The organism is Rickettsia endosymbiont of Pantilius tunicatus (assembly GCF_964291875.1).
Classification (GTDB): Bacteria; Pseudomonadota; Alphaproteobacteria; order Rickettsiales; family Rickettsiaceae; genus Rickettsia.
In genome coordinates this window covers 1540954-1559885 of record NZ_OZ198175.1, presented here as the reverse complement: position 1 = coordinate 1559885, position 18932 = coordinate 1540954, and the positions used below count along the sequence as shown (strand labels likewise).

The window sequence follows — 18932 nt, the reverse complement described above, 5'->3', positions numbered from 1 at the left end:
CAACTATTACATATAATATGTTACTTCAACCTAATATTGCCAATAAAAATGATTTTATTGATTTTACTTCTATAATTCCTAGAAACTTGCAGCAAGGTCTTACAATAGAACCTTTAACCGTACAATCTATATGGCATGCTAGGCTTTATTTTCTAAAACCTATAATAAAAATTGCCTTAGGGTTATTTTGGATAATGACAGGAATTATTTCAAGTATTTTTGCTTATGATGCTAGCAAGCAAATTATAATATCACTGGGTTTTAATAAGCAAATAGCACCTTACATATTATATGGAAGCTGCTTTATGGATATTATTCTGGGAATTTTACTAATTATCAAGAATAAAATAAGCAGTATATGTAGTTTACAAATTTTACTAATATTATCTTATACTTCACTATTAACGTATCTTAAGCCAATATTATGGTTGGATCCTCTCGGTCCAATACTGAAAAATATTCCGATAATATTACTTACTTTAGTAATAATGGCTATAGAAAGAGATAAATAATGTTATATCTTTTTATAAAAACTATTCATATTATTAGCTCTACTATTTTATTTGGTACTGGCATTGGCACTGCTTTTTTTATAATCTTTTGCTGGCACACCCTTATCTGACAGTCTGTTAACAATAAGCTTTATCAAAAGATACTATATTTATCCGTTTTGTTATTTTAATCAAGAGCTTTAACATTATTCTTTTGATTCAGTTGAATCTGCTTTTTTTTCTTGCTCTTGTTTCTCTGAACTCTTCATTAAGTCCCTTGCCTTGCCTAATAATGATTCAGGATGGTCTAGTGCCTCCTTAGCGGTGTCTAATATTTTTTGTGTTGTATAGCTTAATGCGATAAGATAGTGACTTAGAGTATGAGTTAGATTATACTAAATGAAAAACTTATGGCAAAGGCATATTCATACGATTTAAGAATACGAGTAATAAAAAGTTTAACAGATGGTAAAACAATAAAAGAGACTTCTGAGATATACTCTATTAGTAGGAAGACTATAATAGAATGGAAAAAATTAAAGAAACAAACCGGCGATATCAAAGCAAAAAGTGGTTATCATACAGGACATCGTAGAATAATAAGAGACATAGAGGGATTTAAAAAATTTATAGAATTAAATTTTGATAAAACCACCATGGAACTAGCTAACAACTGGAGTCAAAAAGTATCTGCAAGTACGATATCAAGATTGCTTAATAAATTAGGTTATAGTTATAAAAAAAACTTTTCTTCATCCCAAAAGAGATGTTGGTCTAAGGAATGAGTTTATATTGAAACTAAAAACTATAGACAAACAAGATTTAGTATTTATCGATGAATCTGGGATAGAAGATAATAGCTGTAGAGAACACGGGTGGAGCATTATCGGTCAAAGATGTTATGGTGAAAGGGTCTATCAATATAAATCACGGATTAGTATGATTGCTGGGGTGTCTGCCAAAGATATTATTGCCCCAATAATATTTGATGGGACATGTAATAAGGACATTTTTGAAACTTATGTACAAGAGATATTGATCAAAGAGTTAAAGCCTGGTCAGATAGTAGTAATGGATAATATTAATTTTCATAAAAGTACAAAAGTGAAAACGTTAATTGAATCTGTTGGTTGCAGTATTTTATTTTTACCAACTTACTCTCCTGATTTAAATCCTATTGAGCATTACTGGTTTAAAATCAAGAACGAAATAAGAAAAACTGTTTCTAATTTTGAGCACTTTTTTGATGCGGTTTACTATGCTCTTAAAAAAGTCACTACCTTATCGCATTAAGCTATATTTATTAAATTTTTTGCTCCTTCTAATAATGATTCTTTTGAATCATTTTCTGATTCAGACATAATATTTCTCCTTTGTTAGTTTGTTTTATGATATTAACAAAATATTTTTTAAATTCTAGGTAGAAATATTAAATAGAGTTAGCAATTATAAAAAAATATTTAAATTGTGTTAAATAAGTGATGTGTATTTAATCAGAAAGTCTACTAGTAATTTGCACTATATAGTAAATGAAAACGTGCTATGTCATTCCTGTGGAGGCATTGTTGCGTGGTTCCGATGTCATTCTTAGCTAAAAGCAGGAATCCAGGAAAAAAAGCATAAATACAGCAATAATATGTGCTACTTTTAAAAGCAAGAAATATACTTCTCTATCATGCGAGTAACGGAGCGTTCTAGTTCTACACCTAGTTGTGGATAATCAGCAAAACTAAACCACTTTAGTTCATGTGACTCATTGTTTTTTATGAAATTATCATTATCTATTATTTTTAATAAAAAACGTATATCATAATGATAGTGTGAAGATTCTTTGGAGGTTTGAGGAATATAATGAACATCTATATCAAAAATATTATTACTTACAGCTTCAATCTCATTAATTCCTGACTCTTCTTGTGCTTCTCTAGTTGCTTCAGCTAATATATTATCACTTTCACAATGCCCACCAAGTTGTTGCCATTTATTAAACTTCTTATGATTCATCAATAGAAACTTAGTTTGATCATGATTAAGCAAAAAAGCCGAAGCAGTAAAATGCCCTGCAACGTCATTCAAAAAGCTTGATACAAGCGAATTTTTTGATATTTGCCTTTGCTCACGTACCTTTGTACGCTCCGCAGGCTCATCTTCAAATTTATCTTGTCTGAAGCTTTTTGAATTTAGCTGCATTTTTAAGTCACTTCTAACCAAATTTAAGTGCTTATCCAAAAACTCTAGCATTTTTTCTTTAGAAATGATTTCTTCAGGATGGATACTGTTATAGTTTTGTAATAAAGATTTAAGCTGATTTAGCACGCTTTAAACCTTTCTTAAGCGTAATCTTGACTTGTTTTAAGGAACGTGGGTTAGCATCTGTCACCTCAATTTCAATATTTTCTGAAACATTTATTTTAGTACCCACAGCGGGAACATTGCCCATTTTCGTAAGCACTAAACCGCCTATGGTATCAAACTCATCATCATCGTCTTTTAGTTTCTCGCCGATTATCTCTTCAAGCACCTCAACTTCAACACGTGCGTTTGAAATAATTGTTGAATTATTAATGACCTTATAGTTATCATACTCTGATTTCTGATCATGTTCATCATCGATTCGTCCAACTAATGCTTCCATAACATCTTCAATCGTAACTAAGCCATCAGTACCGCCATACTCGTCAATAACTATAGCAATATGGGTTTTCTCACGACGCATTTTTGCAAGCAAATCTAATAGCTTCATAGAGGGAGCAGCAATTATATGCTTACGTATTAGCTTTTTTAAGCGAAAATTTTGTTTTGTAACTAATGCTTTAAATAGATCTTTGATATGAATAAAACCAACTATACTATCCAAAGTACCATCATATATCAGAGTTCTGGTATGCGGAATTTTTACCTTAATAGATTCGTTTAATTCTTCTATATTTGTAGTAAGTTTTATTGCTGCAATATCAGAGCGTGGTACCATTATATCTTCAGTGGTTTTACCTTTTAATTTTAACAAATTAGCTAAAATATTACGTTCATCTAAAGTCATTTTCTGACTATTAGTTTTTAAACGTTTTATAACGCTAAAGAAATCATCCGCTACTCTATTTGAAAATAAAGATTTTATCGGTGAGAATAATTTTCGTAAGTGAAAAATTGACTTATTATCGTGATTCTTTTTATTGTCATCTTCTTTTTTTGAAGATTTTAACATAAATTTTTTTATTTAGTTAATAAATAGGGAGAGGATATACCAAAATGTGCTAATATTTCGATTTCTAGATTTTCCATGATATTTGTTTCTGTGTCATTTTGATGATCGAATCCAATTAAATGTAAAATACTATGTATTAAAAGGTGAATAAAGTGATTCTCAAAAGTTTTTTGTTGCTCGTATGATTCATTATATATTACATCATAGCAAAATGCTATATCCCCTAAATGCATATAATCAGAATCCCCTAAATTTTCAAGGATAATAGGCTGATTACTAGATGCTATCTTATTACCGCTAAAACGTAAATCTTGCCAATTTAATTCATTGGCAGGAAAAGAAAGAACGTTAGTTGCTTTTTCTATATTACGGAATTGCTTATTTAAGGTCAATATTTCTTCGTTATTTGTTAGCAAAATCGATAGTTCGAATTGTTTTATTTCACTAAAATTATCAAATTGTGATAAGGTTTTTTGAGTAATTTTTTTAATCAAAGCCTTATTTATTTGCTTATGCTCACGCCATTTATTGTAGTTTTTTATAATCTCTACGTTTATCATTATTTTATTTTTTGTCGTCATTGCGAGAAAAAACTGTAAGTTTTGACGAAGCAATCTCAGGAACTTATACTGTTTTATAAGATTGCCACGTCAAGGCTTCGCCTTTCCTCGGAATGACGATGCCTATAATTTTCTTTTAACTTTTCAAAATCCTCGTCAGCATGGTATGAAGAGCGGGTTAGGGGGCTTGCAGAAACCATCAAAAATCCTTTTGTGCGTGCTACTCGCTCTAAATATTTAAATTCTTCGGGCGTAACATATTTTGCTACTTCGGCATGATTCTTCGTAGGTTGCAGATACTGCCCAATAGTTAGGAAGTCAACCTTTGCCTCCCTTAAATCGTCCATAACTTGTACTACTTCGCTGATTTCTTCTCCAAGCCCTACCATCATACCGGATTTTGTAAAAACTTCCGGTGATAATTTCTTGATGTTATGGAGTAAGCTTAGAGAGTTGTAGTATCTTGCACCTGGTCTAATTGTTTTATATAAAGACGGAACAGTCTCAACATTATGGTTAAAAATATCAGATTTTGCGTTTGCTATTATTTCCGCCGCTCCATCTTTTCTTAAAAAGTCAGGTGTTAAAATCTCGATTGTGGTATTTGGTGAAGATTTACGAATTTCACTAATACACTCCGCAAAATGCGTAGCTCCTCCGTCTTCTAAATCATCACGATCAACCGAAGTAATCACCACGTGCTTAAGACCTAGCTTTTGCACTGCCTCAGCTAGCCTTTGCGGTTCATGCGGGTCAAGCAAATCCGGTCTGCCGGTTTTAACGTTACAAAATCTGCAAGCTCTGGTACAGACAGAGCCTAAAATCATCACAGTTGCATGTTTTTTTGACCAGCATTCACCGATATTAGGGCAAGCAGCTTCCTCGCACACAGTATTTAATTTTAGATTTTTGATTAAATCTTTTGTATTATAATACTCTGAAGAATTAGGAGCTTTAACCTTAATCCAATCAGGTCTTTTTAAATCAGCCATAAAATGGAAATAATTTAATTAATTTTGTTACTTCGCTTAATACTTTCTGCTCGGCTTTGCTATTATCTTCGCTATTCTTTAAGCCATCTAAAATATCAGCTATTAAATGACCAACTAATACAAAATCTTTTTCCTTAAATCCTCTAGTAGTGCAGGCTGGTGTACCAAGCCTAATACCTGAAGTAATAAAAGGAGAAGTTTCATCAAAAGGAATAGCATTTTTATTGCAAGTAATACCTGCTCTATCTAAAGAATTAGCAGCAATTTTACCGGTAATGCCGTCTTTTCGTAAATCCACTAGCACAATATGATTATCAGTGCCACCTGTTAATATATCATATCCTCGCTCTTGCAAGCTATTAGCTAGTGCCTTAGCATTACTTATAACTTGTTTTATATAGCTTTTATATTCCGGCTGCAAGCTTTCTAAAAATGCTATAGCTTTTGCTGCTATTATATGCATTAATGGACCACCTTGCAGACCAGGAAATAAAGCAGAATTTATTTTTTTGCCTATCTCTTCATCGTTAGACAAAATTAAACCACCCCTTGGTCCTCTAAGCGTTTTGTGAGTAGTTGAAGTAACAATATGAGCGTGCGGAATAGGGCTTTGATGCTCACCTGCCGCAACTAGCCCTGCAATATGAGCGATATCAGCCATGAGATACGCCCCTACCTTATCGGCTATCTCTCTGAATTTAGCAAAATCAAGGTTGCGTGGATATGCAGAAAAGCCGGCTATGAGCAATTTTGGCTTATGTAAAACCGCTAAACGGAGAGCTTCGTCATAATCAATTAAATAAGTCTCTTTATCCACACTATACGAAACTGCATTAAACCACTTACCTGACATATTAGCAGCTGAGCCGTGTGTTAAATGTCCGCCGCTATCTAAGGACATACCAAGCACAGTATCGCCTGGCTGCATTAAAGCAAGATATACGGCTTGATTTGCTTGCGAACCTGAATGAGGTTGCACGTTGGCATATTTACAGTTAAATAGCTTTTTTGCTCGTTCTATCGCCAAATTTTCAGCTTTGTCTACTTCTTCACAGCCATTATAAAAACGCTTACCTGAATATCCTTCAGCATATTTATTAGTCAGGACTGATCCTTGAGCTTCAAGCACCGCAGGGCTTACGAAATTTTCCGAAGCAATAAGCTCAATCACACTATTTTGACGGTTTTTTTCATGCTTAATTATTTCATAAATTTCTTTATCTATTTCTTGTAGTTCGTTATTAAAAATGTTCATTTATCCTCATGTATTTTTTGGTCTTGTTTATGATTCCTATGTTATTCCTGTATAGATATGAGTCAATTCTACTCCTGTCATCCCGTGATTTATTCACGGGATCCAGTTAAAAATACTAATAAAATTAGTATTTTTTATTATTTTCTGGATCTAGTTCCCAAGCCACGGTATGACACCGAGGACGTTTTTTGATCCACGCGGGCAATGCACCACGGGATGACAATAAAAAATTCTGAGATTGCCACGCAGCTTACGGCTGTTTGCGATGACATCCATTTACAAAATTAACAGTGATCTCAATCCCTCTACCATCTATTGAATGGGCAAGCCTAGTTAATTTATGCCTGCTATGAGGTATATGATATTTGGATAAATAGTGCGAGGCGTTATACATTTCATTAACGCTTACCACATCATCTAGCTCTCCATGAATCAAACATATAGGCGTAAGTTTATTATTAATCTCAACAGGTGGAATTAATGCACCTGAAAAACCTATGGTAGCATAAAACAGCTCTTTCTGAATGAGAGTTAAATATAGCCCGATCATAGTGCCTTGCGAAAATCCAATAATTATCGTATCTTTATTGGTTAAAGTTAGTTCTTCTTGTTTTTGTTTTATTATATCTTCTAGCTTAGAAATATTTTTTACAAGAAGCTTAGATATAATATCAGGGTTACGATCCTGCAAACTAAACCATTGTCTGCCATATGGAGCCATATCATAAGGCTCGATGCCGTGCGGCGAAATAAAATGACAATCAGGCAAATTATTTTTAATATAAGGTACTAACCCTATTAGATCATGACCATCTGAGCCAACACCGTGCAGTAATACTACTAATTTTTTTGCCGGCTGCTTTATACTTGCTATTTCAGGATATTCAAAGTTTTTGTTCATGATTCAAATTCGACATACCGCGACTTGATCGCAATATCTTTTTAAATTATTTCTAGATACCGCAATCAAGTTGCGGTATGAAAATATTATTTCAGCATCTTTTCTAATTCACCACTACTATATAATTCTGATACGATATCGCAACCTCCGACTAATTCACCATTAATATATAATTGTGGGAATGTTGACCAATCACTAAAAACTTTTAAAGACTCACGTAATTCAGGGTCTGATAAAACATCGATATTATGAAATTTCGTTCCTAGCTTAGTCAAAATAGCAACTACTCTACCGGAAAATCCACACATAGGGGCTTCCTTAGTGCCTTTCATGAACAACACTACTTTATTATTTTTTATTTCATTTTCTATAAATTTAAAACTTTTATTTTCTGACATTAAAAACCTAATATATAAGATAAGATTATTTATTCTTAGTATTATACACCATGCAAGCACAGATAGTTAATAAAATTTTTGAGGTTTTTAGTAAGAATAACGAAAACCCAAAAACCGAGTTAGTTTATAAAAATGATTTTACCTTATTAGTAGCGGTAATATTATCAGCTCAAGCAACAGATGTGTCAGTAAATTTAGCCACTAAATCTTTGTTTGAAATTTATGATACACCGGAAAAAATTTTAGGGCTTGGTGAAGAGGGTTTAAAAAAAAACATAAAATCTATTGGGTTATTTAATAGCAAAGCAAAAAATGTTATTGCCTTATGTCAAATATTGATAAGCAATTATAACAGCAAAGTACCGAATAACTTTGAGGAGTTAGTTAAATTGCCTGGTGTTGGAAGAAAAACCGCAAATGTTGTGTTAAACTGTTTATTTGGCTTACCAACAATGGCAGTTGATACGCATGTATTTAGAGTAGCGAAGAGAATAGGGTTTGCTAAAGGTAATACTCCTGAAGTAGTGGAAAAAGAGCTACTGCAAATTATTGATGGAAAATGGCTAAGCCATGCTCATCATTGGTTAATTCTGCACGGCAGATATATATGCAAAGCAAGAAAGCCCGACTGTGATATCTGCCCTATCAGAGAATATTGTGAGTATTATAAATTAACGACTAGATGACGCCTATGATTTAACTAAATCTATTATTTTTTGGAAAACCCATAGGTGGTAATTTACCGGTGCTGCCTCGTTTGCCTAAAAATGCAATAATATTCTTCTCAAGTTTCACTTTCCCGTTACTATTCCAGCTTAAGCCATCTTCCCTATTAAATATTTTAATATCTAAAAGCTTTGCATTTTTAAACTTTTGCAGCGTTACGCCTTGTCCCTTTTTCATTTCAGGTATTTCGTCGAGATTAAACACCAAAAGCTTACGACTTTCACCAATGCAAGCAACACTATCACCATTAACTGGCAAACAAGCTATACATGTATGACCGCTTGGCACATTCATAATTTGCTTACCTGTTTTTGTTTGAGCCATTACCTCGTTTGAATTAACAACAAACCCTTTACCTATGCTACTTGCAAGTAATAAAAGTTGGTCAGATTTATAAACTAAAATCTCAGTAATATCATTATTGCCTATATCTACAAGTAGCTTTATAGACTCACCCGTACCTTTACCTTTAGAAATATTATCGGCAAGGAGGGTAAAAAATCTTCCCTCTGAGCTGATTATCAATATTTTATCGGTTGTGTAAGCTTCTAAGATAAACTTTTCTGCATCCCCCTCTTTATATTTAATACTTGATAAATCATTATTATGACCTTTTAGCGAACGCACCCATCCCATTTTTGAACATATAATTGTGATCGGTTCTTTAGTAATAAAAGCCGTTATGTCAACTACTTGATTCGTCAGTGTCACTTCTTCAAAACTAGTTCGTCTTGCCCCTATCGCAGTGTTTAAGCCAAATTTAGCCTGCACAGCTTTTATTTCTTTTTTGACGACTTTCCATAACTCTTTTGGATTATTTAAGATTTCCTCAAGTATTGCTTGTTGCTTTTGCAAATTACTATGTTCAGCTATAATTTCTTGCTCTTCAAGTTTACGAAGCGAACGTAGGCGAGTATTTAATATTGCCTCTACCTGAATTTCGGTTAGTTTAAACCGCTCAATCATTATCGCTTTTGGCTCATCCTCTTCACGGATAATTTTAATAATCTCATCAAGGTTTAGATAAGCTATTCTAAGTCCTTCTAGAATTTCTAAACGATGCTTTATTTTATTTAAAAGATAAGTCGATCTACGGGTAATAATATTTTGTCTATGGCTTAAGAACTCTTGCAGAACTTCTAAAATATTCATTACTTTCGGTACGTTATTACTACCGATGACATTCATATTTAGCTGAATTCGGCTCTCTAAATTCGTTAGCTTAAATAGAGACTCCATCACTATTTGCGGGTCGCAGCTACGATCTCTTGGCTCGATAACAAGCCTGATAATATCAGTTGACTCATCCCTGATATTACTAACAAGTGGTATTTTTTTATCCTTAAGTAATATCGCAATTTGCTCTATAAGCTTTGACTTCTGAACTTGATAAGGTATTTCGGTTACAACTATCTGATAAGTACCATAGCTTAGCTCTTCTTTTTCCCATCTAGCCCTTACCCTAAAGCTACCGCGTCCCGTCATATAGGCACTAGTGATAACATCAGTTTTATCAATAATTATACCGCCAGTCGGAAAATCAGGTCCTTTAATGAAATTCATCATGTCGCTAATTTCAGATTTTGGATGATCGATTAAATGCATTAAAGCATCGCAAAGCTCATGCAAATTATGCGGTGGGATATTAGTTGCCATACCGACCGCTATCCCCTCCGAGCCGTTAGCAAGCAGATTCGGAAAGCTTGCCGGCATTATGACCGGCTCTAAATCAGAATCGTCATATGTCGGGCGGAAATCTACCGTATCCTTGTCGATATCTTCCATAAGAAGCGTACATATTTCCGTCATACGTGATTCGGTGTAACGCATTGCTGCCGCATTATCGCCATCGATAGAGCCAAAATTACCCTGTCCGTCAATTAAAGGATAGCGGAGCGAAAAATGTTGAGCAAGACGCACTAAAGTATCATATACCGCAACGTCACCGTGTGGGTGATATTTACCAATTACGTCACCGACTACCCTTGCACATTTCTTATAGCCCGAATTCGGTTCAAGTCTTAGCTGCAACATTGCGTACAATAATCTGCGATGTACAGGCTTTAACCCATCACGTACGTCAGGAAGTGAACGTGACATAATCGTTGACAATGCATAAGCAAGATAACGCTCAGATAAAGCACTACCAAAGTCAATATTTTCTATTTTAGCTTCTTTCATAATTGTAACAATCTTTGCGGTGTCCTATTGTTAATATTTGAATAGTAATACCTTCGATCTGATAAATTACTCTATAATCACCTACTCTTAAAGAACGACAATTTTTAAAGTTATATCTTAAAGGTTTGCCAAACTTTACTGGATCAAGAAGTAGTTTTTCATCAATAGCAGACTTTATAATAATTCTGATAGGAGAAGAAAGTCTTGGAGCATCTTTAAATTTAACATGATCAGAATAAATAATATTATACATATTATTTCCAAAAATCTTCGTGCTTTATCCAATGTTTAGTTTCTTCCAATCTTTTATCTGCTAGTCTTGAAAAATACATATCTTCTTCTAGATCAAGACTATCCATAATAAGCTTTTTTGCTATTTTAGAAGAAGATAATTTATTAATTTTTGCCAAATTTGTAATGTCATCAAAAGTTTTTTCATCCAAAGAAACTAACAATCTTTTAGCTGTCATAAATTACCATAATTTGTGTGAACATTATTAAACATAGTATCACATTTGATACATTTATTCAATTTCAATTTTGTATTATTATTTCAACACACAGCTTTGCTTATTCTGTGCCAGTTTCTTACAGACTGCTTTCGCTTGACTCAGATTATCATAATTACCGGCTAATATTAAATAGAAAAATTTTCCATCGTCACATTTAACTTTTTGAGTAGTAATAACAGCATTTTTTAGAATTTTTGGAAATTTCTTTTTTATTCTCTCACCTTCATTTATTGCATCTGCTTCCGATTTTACTGAACCAAGCTGCACTTTATAACTATTAAGGTTATTATAACTTTTTATATTTTTATTGCTATCTGTACTTTCTTTATCACGTTTTATTATATTTAAATCTGTCTCATCTTTTTGTGAAGCATTATTTGGTTCTATTAAAGAAAGCAGATTTGATATGTCATCCGAAGAATCTATATCAAAAGGGTCATCATTTTGATTGCGTGAATTTATATTAACAGGCTTTTCAGGTTCAGGAAGAAGTTTTGCATTTTTAAGGTTGGTATTTTTAGAAATAAGGTTGTCATATATAGTACTATGCACCGCAGACGACATAATATCTTCTGCTTTAGAGGGTTTTATTTTTGTAGGTAGTTCGTCTGCATAAATAGTAATTACTGGCTTACTATCTTGGTAATATTGATAAGCAAAATAAATAGCAGCAACGCTTATTAAAACTCCTAGACATATTTTAGTAAAAATATTATTGATCATAATTAATTAGTAAATGATAAAGTAGGTACAGGTAGACGAAGCTCAATTTGGAAAAGAGCAAGGAGTCTAAAGCCCTCGGAACGGAGCGTATACTTAATACGTGAACACCGCAGATCTTATAAGACGACGTAGCCAATTTTTGAAATTCATCGAGTATACAGTTACATCCTTTCCATCGGTTCTACACCTATAACCTCAAGACCACTAGCGATAATTTTTTGTATGGCTTTGGCAAGAGCAAGACGTGCTGTTGTTAACTCTACATTATTTTCTATTATGAACCTGTAATCGTTATTTTCCTTACCAAAGTTCCATAAAGCATGAAATTTTGAAGCTAGATTTATCAAATAAAACGCTACTCTGTGCGGTTCAAAATATTTTGCTGCTGTTTCCAAAGTTTTCGTCCAGCTAGCTAAGAGCTTTATTATCTCAATCTCTTCTTCCGATGATAATAGCGATAAATCATATGTGCCAGCTTCAAAGCTATTATAAGATTGCGGAATCGTTTCCATAGCTTTCGATAATATCGATAGCGTTCTAACATGTGCATATTGGACATAAAATATAGGGTTTTCTTTAGATTGTTCTTTTACTTTTACTAGGTCAAAATCAAGCGTTTTGTTATTTTCTCTTGTTAACATTATAAACCTTATAATGTCTTTGCCTACTTCATTATTTACGTCTTGCACACTAGCAAAAGTTCCAAGACGCTTTGACATCTTAACTGGCATACCATTTTCAACAAAATTTACTAATTGGCAGATTTTAACATCAACTTTAACCTGCTCTTTGCCTAGAGCTTTAACAATAGCTTCGATTCTTTTGACATACCCGCTATGATCGGCACCAAGTACATAAATTAAGTGATTTGCTCCTCTATCTATTTTATCTTTTGCATATGCAAGATCGGAGGCAAAATATGTCCAACTTCCATCGGCTTTTTTTATCGGACGATCTTGATCATCACCATATTTAGTAGATTTAAATAATTCTTGAGTTCTGTTTTCCCATTCTGCGTGGACCTTACCTTTAGGAGCAGGCAGGCTACCTTCATAGATTAGCCCCATATCAGTTAGTAATTTAACAGTTTTTTCTATCTCGCCATTATCGTGTAATGTCTGCTCAGAAAAGAATATATCGTGCTTGACACCCAGCTCTTTTAAATCTTCTTTATTTAAATCTAGCATTTTTTGGATAGCAAAATTTTTAACTATTCTAAACCTTTCCGGCTCATCCATACTTAATAATTTATCACCATATTCTTTAGCTAAAGCTTGCCCGACAGGAATTAAATACTCTCCTGGATATAACCCATCAGTAATAATAATTTTTTCGCCTAAAGCTTCCCTATAACGTAATATTACTGTACTTACTAAATCATTTATTTGTGAACCTGCATCGTTAACATAATATTCTTTTGTAACAGGATATCCTACTTTTTTTAAGATATTAGCAAGTACGTCCCCATATACCGCACCTCTTGCATGTCCTATATGCATCGGTCCGGTTGGATTAGCTGAAACATACTCAATATTAATGTTTTTGTTTTTATCTATGTCAATTTCAAAAAATTTAGATTCGTTTTGTAAAATATCTTCAATTGCAGTGTGCCAGCTATCGGCTTTGATAGTAAAATTAATAAACCCTGGTCCTGCTATTTCTATGCTTGCGATATATGGTAGTTCATTAAGAATTTCTTTGAATTTTAACGCAACTTCACGAGGAGGAATGTTTTCTTTGGCAGCAATAATCATTGCGATATTACTTGATAAATCGCCGTTAAAGCTATCTTTTGGGGTTTCAATACTAGCATTATTTGCTATTTCAGAATTATTATATAACTGCGTACTTGCAGTAATTATGTCGTGTTTTAGTTTGTTAAATATATTCATGATTAAATGTTATTGAAATTTAAAGAGCAAAGTTGGTTATATTCTTGAATAGCAAAGCGGTCAGTCATACCAGCTATATAATCGGCAATAATTCTAGCTTTACTATTTGGATCGTTAGAATCTATTTGTATCTTCCAATTAACAGGCAGTAAGTTAACATCCTCCATATAAACCTTAAATAAGCCTTGCACGATCTTAGTACATTTAAAGCTGATTGCGGTATTTCTATTACTTTTATAAACCCGCTCATGTAGAAATTTTTTAATCTCTTTAATACGCTCATTAGTTTTTTCCGTAAAATCGACTATTTGATAATTTAAGTTGCGTATTTCATCTATATGAGTAATTTTTTCTTTCTTTATATTAGTTTTAGTTTGCCATAATAAATCGGTAATTAGTTCATGCATTAGTTTGCGTACTACTTCATAGATCAAGCAAGAGGAGCTTATATTCTTATATTTTGATTTAAGTTCAAAAACCTGCTGATCAATATATTTAAGTTCAGCAAGATTATTAAAATCGATAATTTTAGCACCGATACTATCCTCCAAATCATGCGAAATATAGCTAATATCGTCGGCAAGTGCTGCTATTTGAGCTTCAGCAGAAGCGTAAGTATTAAGCTCTAAATCATTTTGGCTATTATACTCGGCTATATACTCGTTTACCTCACCGCTTATAGGACCATTATGCTTTACTATACCTTCTAAAACTTCCCAAGTAAGATTTACCCCTCTATAAGCAGCATATCTTTTTTCGAGTAAGGTTAATATTTTTAGAGATTGAGCATTATGAGAAAAGCCATTATGCTCTTTCATGCACTCATTCAAAGCTCTCTCTCCTGCATGACCAAAGGGCGTATGTCCCAGATCATGAGCAAGTGCTATAGTCTCGGCTAAATCACTTGACAGATTTAAAGTATTAGCAATCGAACGAGCAACTGTTGAGACTTCTAAAGAATGAGTTAGCCTATTTCTATAATGATCGCCCTCATGATTAATAAAAACCTGAGTTTTATACTGCAAACGCCTGAATGCATTAGTATGGATGATACGATCACGATCCCGCTCAAATTCATTGCGGTAAGAAGTCGGTATTTCCCTGTATAATCTTCCTCTGCTTTTAAGCGGATCAGAAGCATATGAAGCTAGCATTGTTAACCTTTATTTGGTTTCTATCACTTTACGATTTGTTTGGTGTTATTGTATAGCTCAATTTTTCCATGTCATCCCGTGGCGGCATTGCCCGCGTGGATCGAAAAACGCCCTCGGTATCCAGAAAATAATAAAAAATACTAATTTTATTAGTATTTTTAACTGGATCCCGTGAATAAATCACGGGATGACAGGGGAGAATGATCCACACGGGCAATGCCGCCACGGGATGACACCGATTCTATAAAATCAAGCCTAACCCTAATTTTTTGAGAGCGTTCAGGTAATTCGGTTTCCATTTAGATATTTATTTCTTGGGTTCGTAGTCAAGTTAGTATTGTATGGCTCATTTTCCCGTCATTGCGAGGATATGCATAGCATCGATGCGGCAATCTCATAAAGTAGTATAATATTCCCGAGATTGCCACGCTCCTTGCAGTCGCTCGCAATGACGATCTAGTATCCACCTTGAAAAAATACAAAATATTAGGTATATTATACAATTTATAAGATTTTTACAAGGTTATTTTAGTGACAATCACAATTACCGATAGAGCTTTTGAGCGAGTAAGTGAATTAATAGAATTAGAAAAAAATAAAGATTTAGTGCTACGAGTATCCGTTGATAGTGGTGGTTGCTCTGGGCTAATGTATAATTACGAACTAGTTTCCAAAGATACTATAGAAAAAGACGATTATGTTTTTACTAAATATAATGCTACTGTTATTATCGATCCTATTTCTCAAAAATTTATGCTAGATTGTACTCTTGATTTTATAGAAGAGCTAGGCAGTTCATATTTCAATGTCAGTAACCCACAAGCTAAAGCGAAATGCGGTTGCGGTAATTCTTTTGCGGTGTAATGTTATCCAGTGGGTTGTTGTATAGATCAAGAATCGTCATTGCGAGGAAGGCATTATTGCAATCTCAGGAATTTTATACTACCTCATGAGATTGCCGCGTCGAAACTTGCAGTTTCTCCTCGCAATGACTTTTATTAGAACTTAAGTTTTGTACCGATTAAACCAAGAGTACCTTTAGTTTTCTTATTAGGAGCTTCAGGATAATATACTGGCTTACCTTTTGCTTGGAAATGTGAAATTTCTGCATATGGTAATAAACCTGGCATAATTTTATACTCCGTAGCTACAGTTATAGTATCAATAGTATTTTTATATCTTGAAGATTTAAAATAGCTAAGGCTTGTTTTAATAGGACCTTGACCATAAGCGACAGCTCCGTTGTAATAATAAGTATTACGACCATTTTTGTGGTATTCAGGAGTTGTTAAACTTTTTCCTAAGCTACCATAAGAAGCACCGCATGAGAAATTACCATATGTAAAAACTGCACCAAGATTATAAGCTTTTAAGTTAGATAGTTTATAAGTATTTAATAGTTTATAAGTATTTAATACTGTATATGTTGTACCTATTCCTTTAGAACGAACAGCAAGGCGAGCAGGTTTACCATATTCACCGGTAACAGATAATTTTAAATCTGCATCTTCACCTAGTGCATGCTCATAAGTTAAACCACCAGATACTGAATCTGTAACATTTTGATTAATAGTAATAGCTTCGTCGTTTTCTACGATGTTACGCTTTATGCCAGTGCGGACATTAGTAGTGCCAGTAATTGAATTATCAAATATGACATTATTTATATTTTTATTACCACCTGTGTTAGCAGAATCAGGAGTATAAGATATACCGGCTTGAAAACCTTTCATTTTAGGGGTGTAGAAGCTGATCTTTCTAGTTGCCTCAGCTTTAACATTAAATTCATCAAAATTGTTAGAAAATGATTCTATATAAAAGCTAGGACCGGTATCAAAATCGGGTTTTAATTTGTTATATTGCATGTATTGACTACCAACGTTAATATATCTCCAATATCCACCTGATCCAGCAGCTACTTGACCACCAGTAATACGAAGTTTATTACCTGCATCATAAGGAGAACCTAGTTCTACTTTACCATAACTAGTTTCAATAAAGATGTGAGAACCATTATAAGATGTAGATGTTTTTGATCTTGTAGTAGGTTGTAATACTATTTTAACCCCACCTATTACATCATTTATAGTTTTAGTTATAGTAGCCGCAAATGCTGCCTCTGTATAAAACGCTGTTTTTTTCCTATTATCACTTAAATTTTCATATTCACCTAAACGATTTTGATTCGAAAAACCACTTTCAAATAGATAAAAACCTTCTAATTTTATTTCAGTATCGGAGTTAGAAATAACAGGAGTTGTACTTCCTGATGCAAAACTGGTAGTAGATGCAAGACCGATAATACTTGCTAATAATAACTTTTTCATTTTAAAACCTCATATATTTAGTGAAACTATATGCTATAATTAAGGTTGTTATGTTATAGCGGCTAAATTAATTTATGCTGAATATAATATAATTTTTAAAACTTACAATAAATAAACATATTTTAATTTGTAATTATTTATTTATAGATGTATAATGTTGTATTATTACAACTTATATTATCAAAGTGGCTTAAAGTTAAAGCAATTACAATTTTAAATAAACATAATTACTTTGTATTAAAAATAATTATCAGTTATATTTTATAGTTTATTAACTAAATAATAAATTTATTATGCCTATAATGTCGGATAAATGGATAAGGGAAGCCGTTATAAATCATAAAATGATTGAGCATTTTGCAGAAAAGCAAGTAAGAATTAAAGATTCAGAAAAGATTATTTCATACGGTTTATCTTCTTATGGTTATGATGCTAGAGTATCAAATGAGTTTAAAATATTTACAAATATAAACTCTACTATGGTTGATCCTAAAAATTTTGATAAATATAATTTAGTTGATAGAGAAGTGGATGTATGCATTATCCCGCCTAATAGCTTTGCACTTGGAAGAACTGTAGAATATTTTAAAATACCACGTGATGTATTAGTTATTTGTGTCGGTAAATCTACTTATGCAAGATGCGGTATAATAGTAAATGTTACGCCTCTAGAACCAGAATGGGAGGGGCATGTAACGCTAGAGTTTTCAAATACTACACCGCTGCCGGCTAAGATTTATGCAAATGAGGGGGCTTGTCAATTTTTATTTTTAAAAGGTGATCAAATTTGCGACTTATCTTATGCAGATCGTCAAGGAAAATATATGAAACAATTAGGTGTAACTCTACCATTAACATAATTGTTACTTTTTTTTGTTGCAAGATACATGTAAATTATTTTATATAAAAGCATGTTAATTTTTACTTTAAGATAACATAAAGTATAATTTTTTATAATATATTTAATAACAATTTTTCTTAATAAAGGATTTTATGAGTACAATAAATACCGATGCAAGCGAGGCGATGCCTCATATTTCTGTTAATGTACAATATATAAAAGACCTCTCTCTTGAGAATCCTGATGCTCCATCTTCCTTGGCAGCTTTAGAACATAGACCTCAAATTGATTTGTCTCTTGATATAAATATCACTAACCTATCAGAAGAAAATTTTTATGAAGTTGAATTAAATATTGAAGCAGTAGCAAGAAACGAGAAATATAAACTATTTCAAGTAGAGCTAAAATATGCAGGTGTATTTAACCTAATTAATATTACTTCTGATCAGCATCAAATTTTGCTATCAGTCCATTGTCCGGCAATGATATTTCCATTCGCTAGAAAAATTATAGCAAGTTGTACCCAAGATGCGGGATTTCAACCTTTAATGATTGATCCGATAGATTTTGGAGCTTTATATCATAAGAAAATGTCTGAGCATCAGAACTAAAAACCGCTTAATTATTATGAAATCTTACCTTTTACTTAATTAATTGGCATGATTTTTAAATCACAAATATACTTTAATAGTAAAAATTTTATCAATATAATTAAAAATTCTTTACTTACGTTGCTAATAAATGTATAAAGCACTAATAAAAAATTATAATTTA

21 protein-coding genes are annotated in these 18932 nt (G+C 32.8%); 7 read left to right on the top strand and 14 right to left on the bottom strand.

What is annotated here, in order from left to right:
* The first annotated feature begins 17 nt into the window (after positions 1-17).
* The 3 genes from ACICQC_RS09110 to ACICQC_RS09100 all read left to right on the top strand — a co-directional run bounded on the left by ACICQC_RS09110 (position 18) and on the right by ACICQC_RS09100 (position 1784).
* A complete protein-coding gene (locus tag ACICQC_RS09110; RefSeq protein WP_395476783.1) occupies positions 18-512 on the top strand; it encodes a DoxX-like family protein in 495 nt (164 codons plus the stop codon).
* Positions 512-622 (top strand): DUF2269 family protein, encoded by a 111-nt coding sequence (locus ACICQC_RS09105; RefSeq protein ID WP_395476782.1) that lies wholly within the window; start codon positions 512-514, stop codon positions 620-622. Before ACICQC_RS09110 ends, ACICQC_RS09105 begins: the two co-directional genes overlap by 1 nt.
* A 279-nt stretch (positions 623-901) precedes the next feature.
* Positions 902-1784 (top strand): IS630 family transposase gene (locus tag ACICQC_RS09100; protein WP_395476390.1). Its coding sequence is split into 2 segments (ribosomal slippage): positions 902-1228 and positions 1230-1784, totalling 882 coding nucleotides; the frame shifts between segments, so codons are not numbered across the junction.
* Between the two features lie 354 nt (positions 1785-2138).
* Here the strand turns inward: ACICQC_RS09100 and ACICQC_RS09095 are convergent.
* The 7 genes from ACICQC_RS09095 to grxD form a co-directional block, all read right to left on the bottom strand.
* The gene (locus ACICQC_RS09095; protein WP_395476781.1) at positions 2139-2807 is read right to left on the bottom strand and encodes a palindromic element RPE3 domain-containing protein; all 669 of its coding nucleotides are present in this window, start codon (positions 2805-2807) and stop codon (positions 2139-2141) included.
* Entirely contained in the window at positions 2791-3696 is a 906-nt protein-coding gene (gene tlyC, locus ACICQC_RS09090) for a hemolysin C (RefSeq protein ID WP_395476780.1), read from the bottom strand. The genes ACICQC_RS09095 and tlyC overlap by 17 nt, the downstream gene beginning before the upstream one ends.
* A gap of 8 nt (positions 3697-3704) precedes the next feature.
* A complete protein-coding gene (gene ybeY, locus ACICQC_RS09085; protein ID WP_395476779.1) occupies positions 3705-4256 on the bottom strand; it encodes an rRNA maturation RNase YbeY in 552 nt (183 codons plus the stop codon).
* A 74-nt stretch (positions 4257-4330) separates the two neighbouring features.
* Positions 4331-5248: a lipoyl synthase gene (lipA, locus tag ACICQC_RS09080; RefSeq protein WP_395476778.1), complete on the bottom strand. Its 918-nt coding sequence runs from the start codon at positions 5246-5248 to the stop codon at positions 4331-4333.
* A complete protein-coding gene (gene glyA / locus ACICQC_RS09075; RefSeq protein ID WP_395476777.1) occupies positions 5241-6503 on the bottom strand; it encodes a serine hydroxymethyltransferase in 1263 nt (420 codons plus the stop codon). Before glyA ends, lipA begins: the two co-directional genes overlap by 8 nt.
* Before the next feature lie 250 nt (positions 6504-6753).
* Positions 6754-7404, bottom strand: a complete 651-nt coding sequence (locus ACICQC_RS09070) for a dienelactone hydrolase family protein (RefSeq protein ID WP_395476776.1) — start codon at positions 7402-7404, stop codon at positions 6754-6756.
* 86 nt (positions 7405-7490) lie between these two features.
* On the bottom strand, positions 7491-7802 hold the full coding sequence (grxD, locus tag ACICQC_RS09065) for a Grx4 family monothiol glutaredoxin (protein ID WP_395476775.1): 312 nt from the start codon (positions 7800-7802) through the stop codon (positions 7491-7493).
* Between the two features lie 50 nt (positions 7803-7852).
* Between grxD and nth the strand changes: the two genes are divergently transcribed.
* Complete coding sequence (gene nth, locus ACICQC_RS09060; protein ID WP_395476773.1) at positions 7853-8488, top strand: endonuclease III; 636 nt, start codon at positions 7853-7855, stop codon at positions 8486-8488.
* A gap of 10 nt (positions 8489-8498) precedes the next feature.
* On the opposite strand, the gene parC is transcribed toward nth, so the two are convergent.
* The 6 genes from parC to ACICQC_RS09030 form a co-directional block, all read right to left on the bottom strand.
* Positions 8499-10709, bottom strand: a complete 2211-nt coding sequence (gene parC / locus ACICQC_RS09055) for a DNA topoisomerase IV subunit A (RefSeq protein WP_395476772.1) — start codon at positions 10707-10709, stop codon at positions 8499-8501.
* Positions 10696-10962 (bottom strand): type II toxin-antitoxin system RelE/ParE family toxin, encoded by a 267-nt coding sequence (locus tag ACICQC_RS09050; protein WP_395476771.1) that lies wholly within the window; start codon positions 10960-10962, stop codon positions 10696-10698. The genes parC and ACICQC_RS09050 overlap by 14 nt, the downstream gene beginning before the upstream one ends.
* A 1-nt stretch (position 10963) precedes the next feature.
* Positions 10964-11179 (bottom strand): hypothetical protein, encoded by a 216-nt coding sequence (locus ACICQC_RS09045; RefSeq protein ID WP_395476770.1) that lies wholly within the window; start codon positions 11177-11179, stop codon positions 10964-10966.
* A 78-nt stretch (positions 11180-11257) separates the two neighbouring features.
* The gene (locus ACICQC_RS09040) at positions 11258-11944 is read right to left on the bottom strand and encodes an SPOR domain-containing protein (protein WP_395476769.1); all 687 of its coding nucleotides are present in this window, start codon (positions 11942-11944) and stop codon (positions 11258-11260) included.
* Between the two features lie 161 nt (positions 11945-12105).
* Positions 12106-13836 (bottom strand): arginine--tRNA ligase, encoded by a 1731-nt coding sequence (gene argS / locus ACICQC_RS09035; RefSeq protein ID WP_395476768.1) that lies wholly within the window; start codon positions 13834-13836, stop codon positions 12106-12108.
* A 2-nt stretch (positions 13837-13838) separates the two neighbouring features.
* A complete protein-coding gene (locus ACICQC_RS09030; protein WP_395476767.1) occupies positions 13839-14990 on the bottom strand; it encodes a deoxyguanosinetriphosphate triphosphohydrolase in 1152 nt (383 codons plus the stop codon).
* 531 nt (positions 14991-15521) lie between these two features.
* Between ACICQC_RS09030 and ACICQC_RS09025 the strand changes: the two genes are divergently transcribed.
* Complete coding sequence (locus tag ACICQC_RS09025; RefSeq protein WP_395476766.1) at positions 15522-15854, top strand: iron-sulfur cluster assembly accessory protein; 333 nt, start codon at positions 15522-15524, stop codon at positions 15852-15854.
* A gap of 134 nt (positions 15855-15988) precedes the next feature.
* Here ACICQC_RS09025 and ACICQC_RS09020 read toward each other — a convergent pair whose 3' ends face one another.
* Positions 15989-17317, bottom strand: coding sequence for a porin (locus tag ACICQC_RS09020; protein WP_395476765.1), 1329 nt, complete (start codon positions 17315-17317; stop codon positions 15989-15991).
* 293 nt (positions 17318-17610) lie between these two features.
* Here ACICQC_RS09020 and dcd point away from each other — a divergent pair, with 293 nt between their 5' ends.
* Entirely contained in the window at positions 17611-18177 is a 567-nt protein-coding gene (dcd, locus tag ACICQC_RS09015; RefSeq protein ID WP_395476764.1) for a dCTP deaminase, read from the top strand.
* 133 nt (positions 18178-18310) lie between these two features.
* A complete protein-coding gene (gene secB / locus ACICQC_RS09010; protein ID WP_395476763.1) occupies positions 18311-18769 on the top strand; it encodes a protein-export chaperone SecB in 459 nt (152 codons plus the stop codon).
* The last annotated feature ends 163 nt before the right edge of the window (positions 18770-18932 follow it).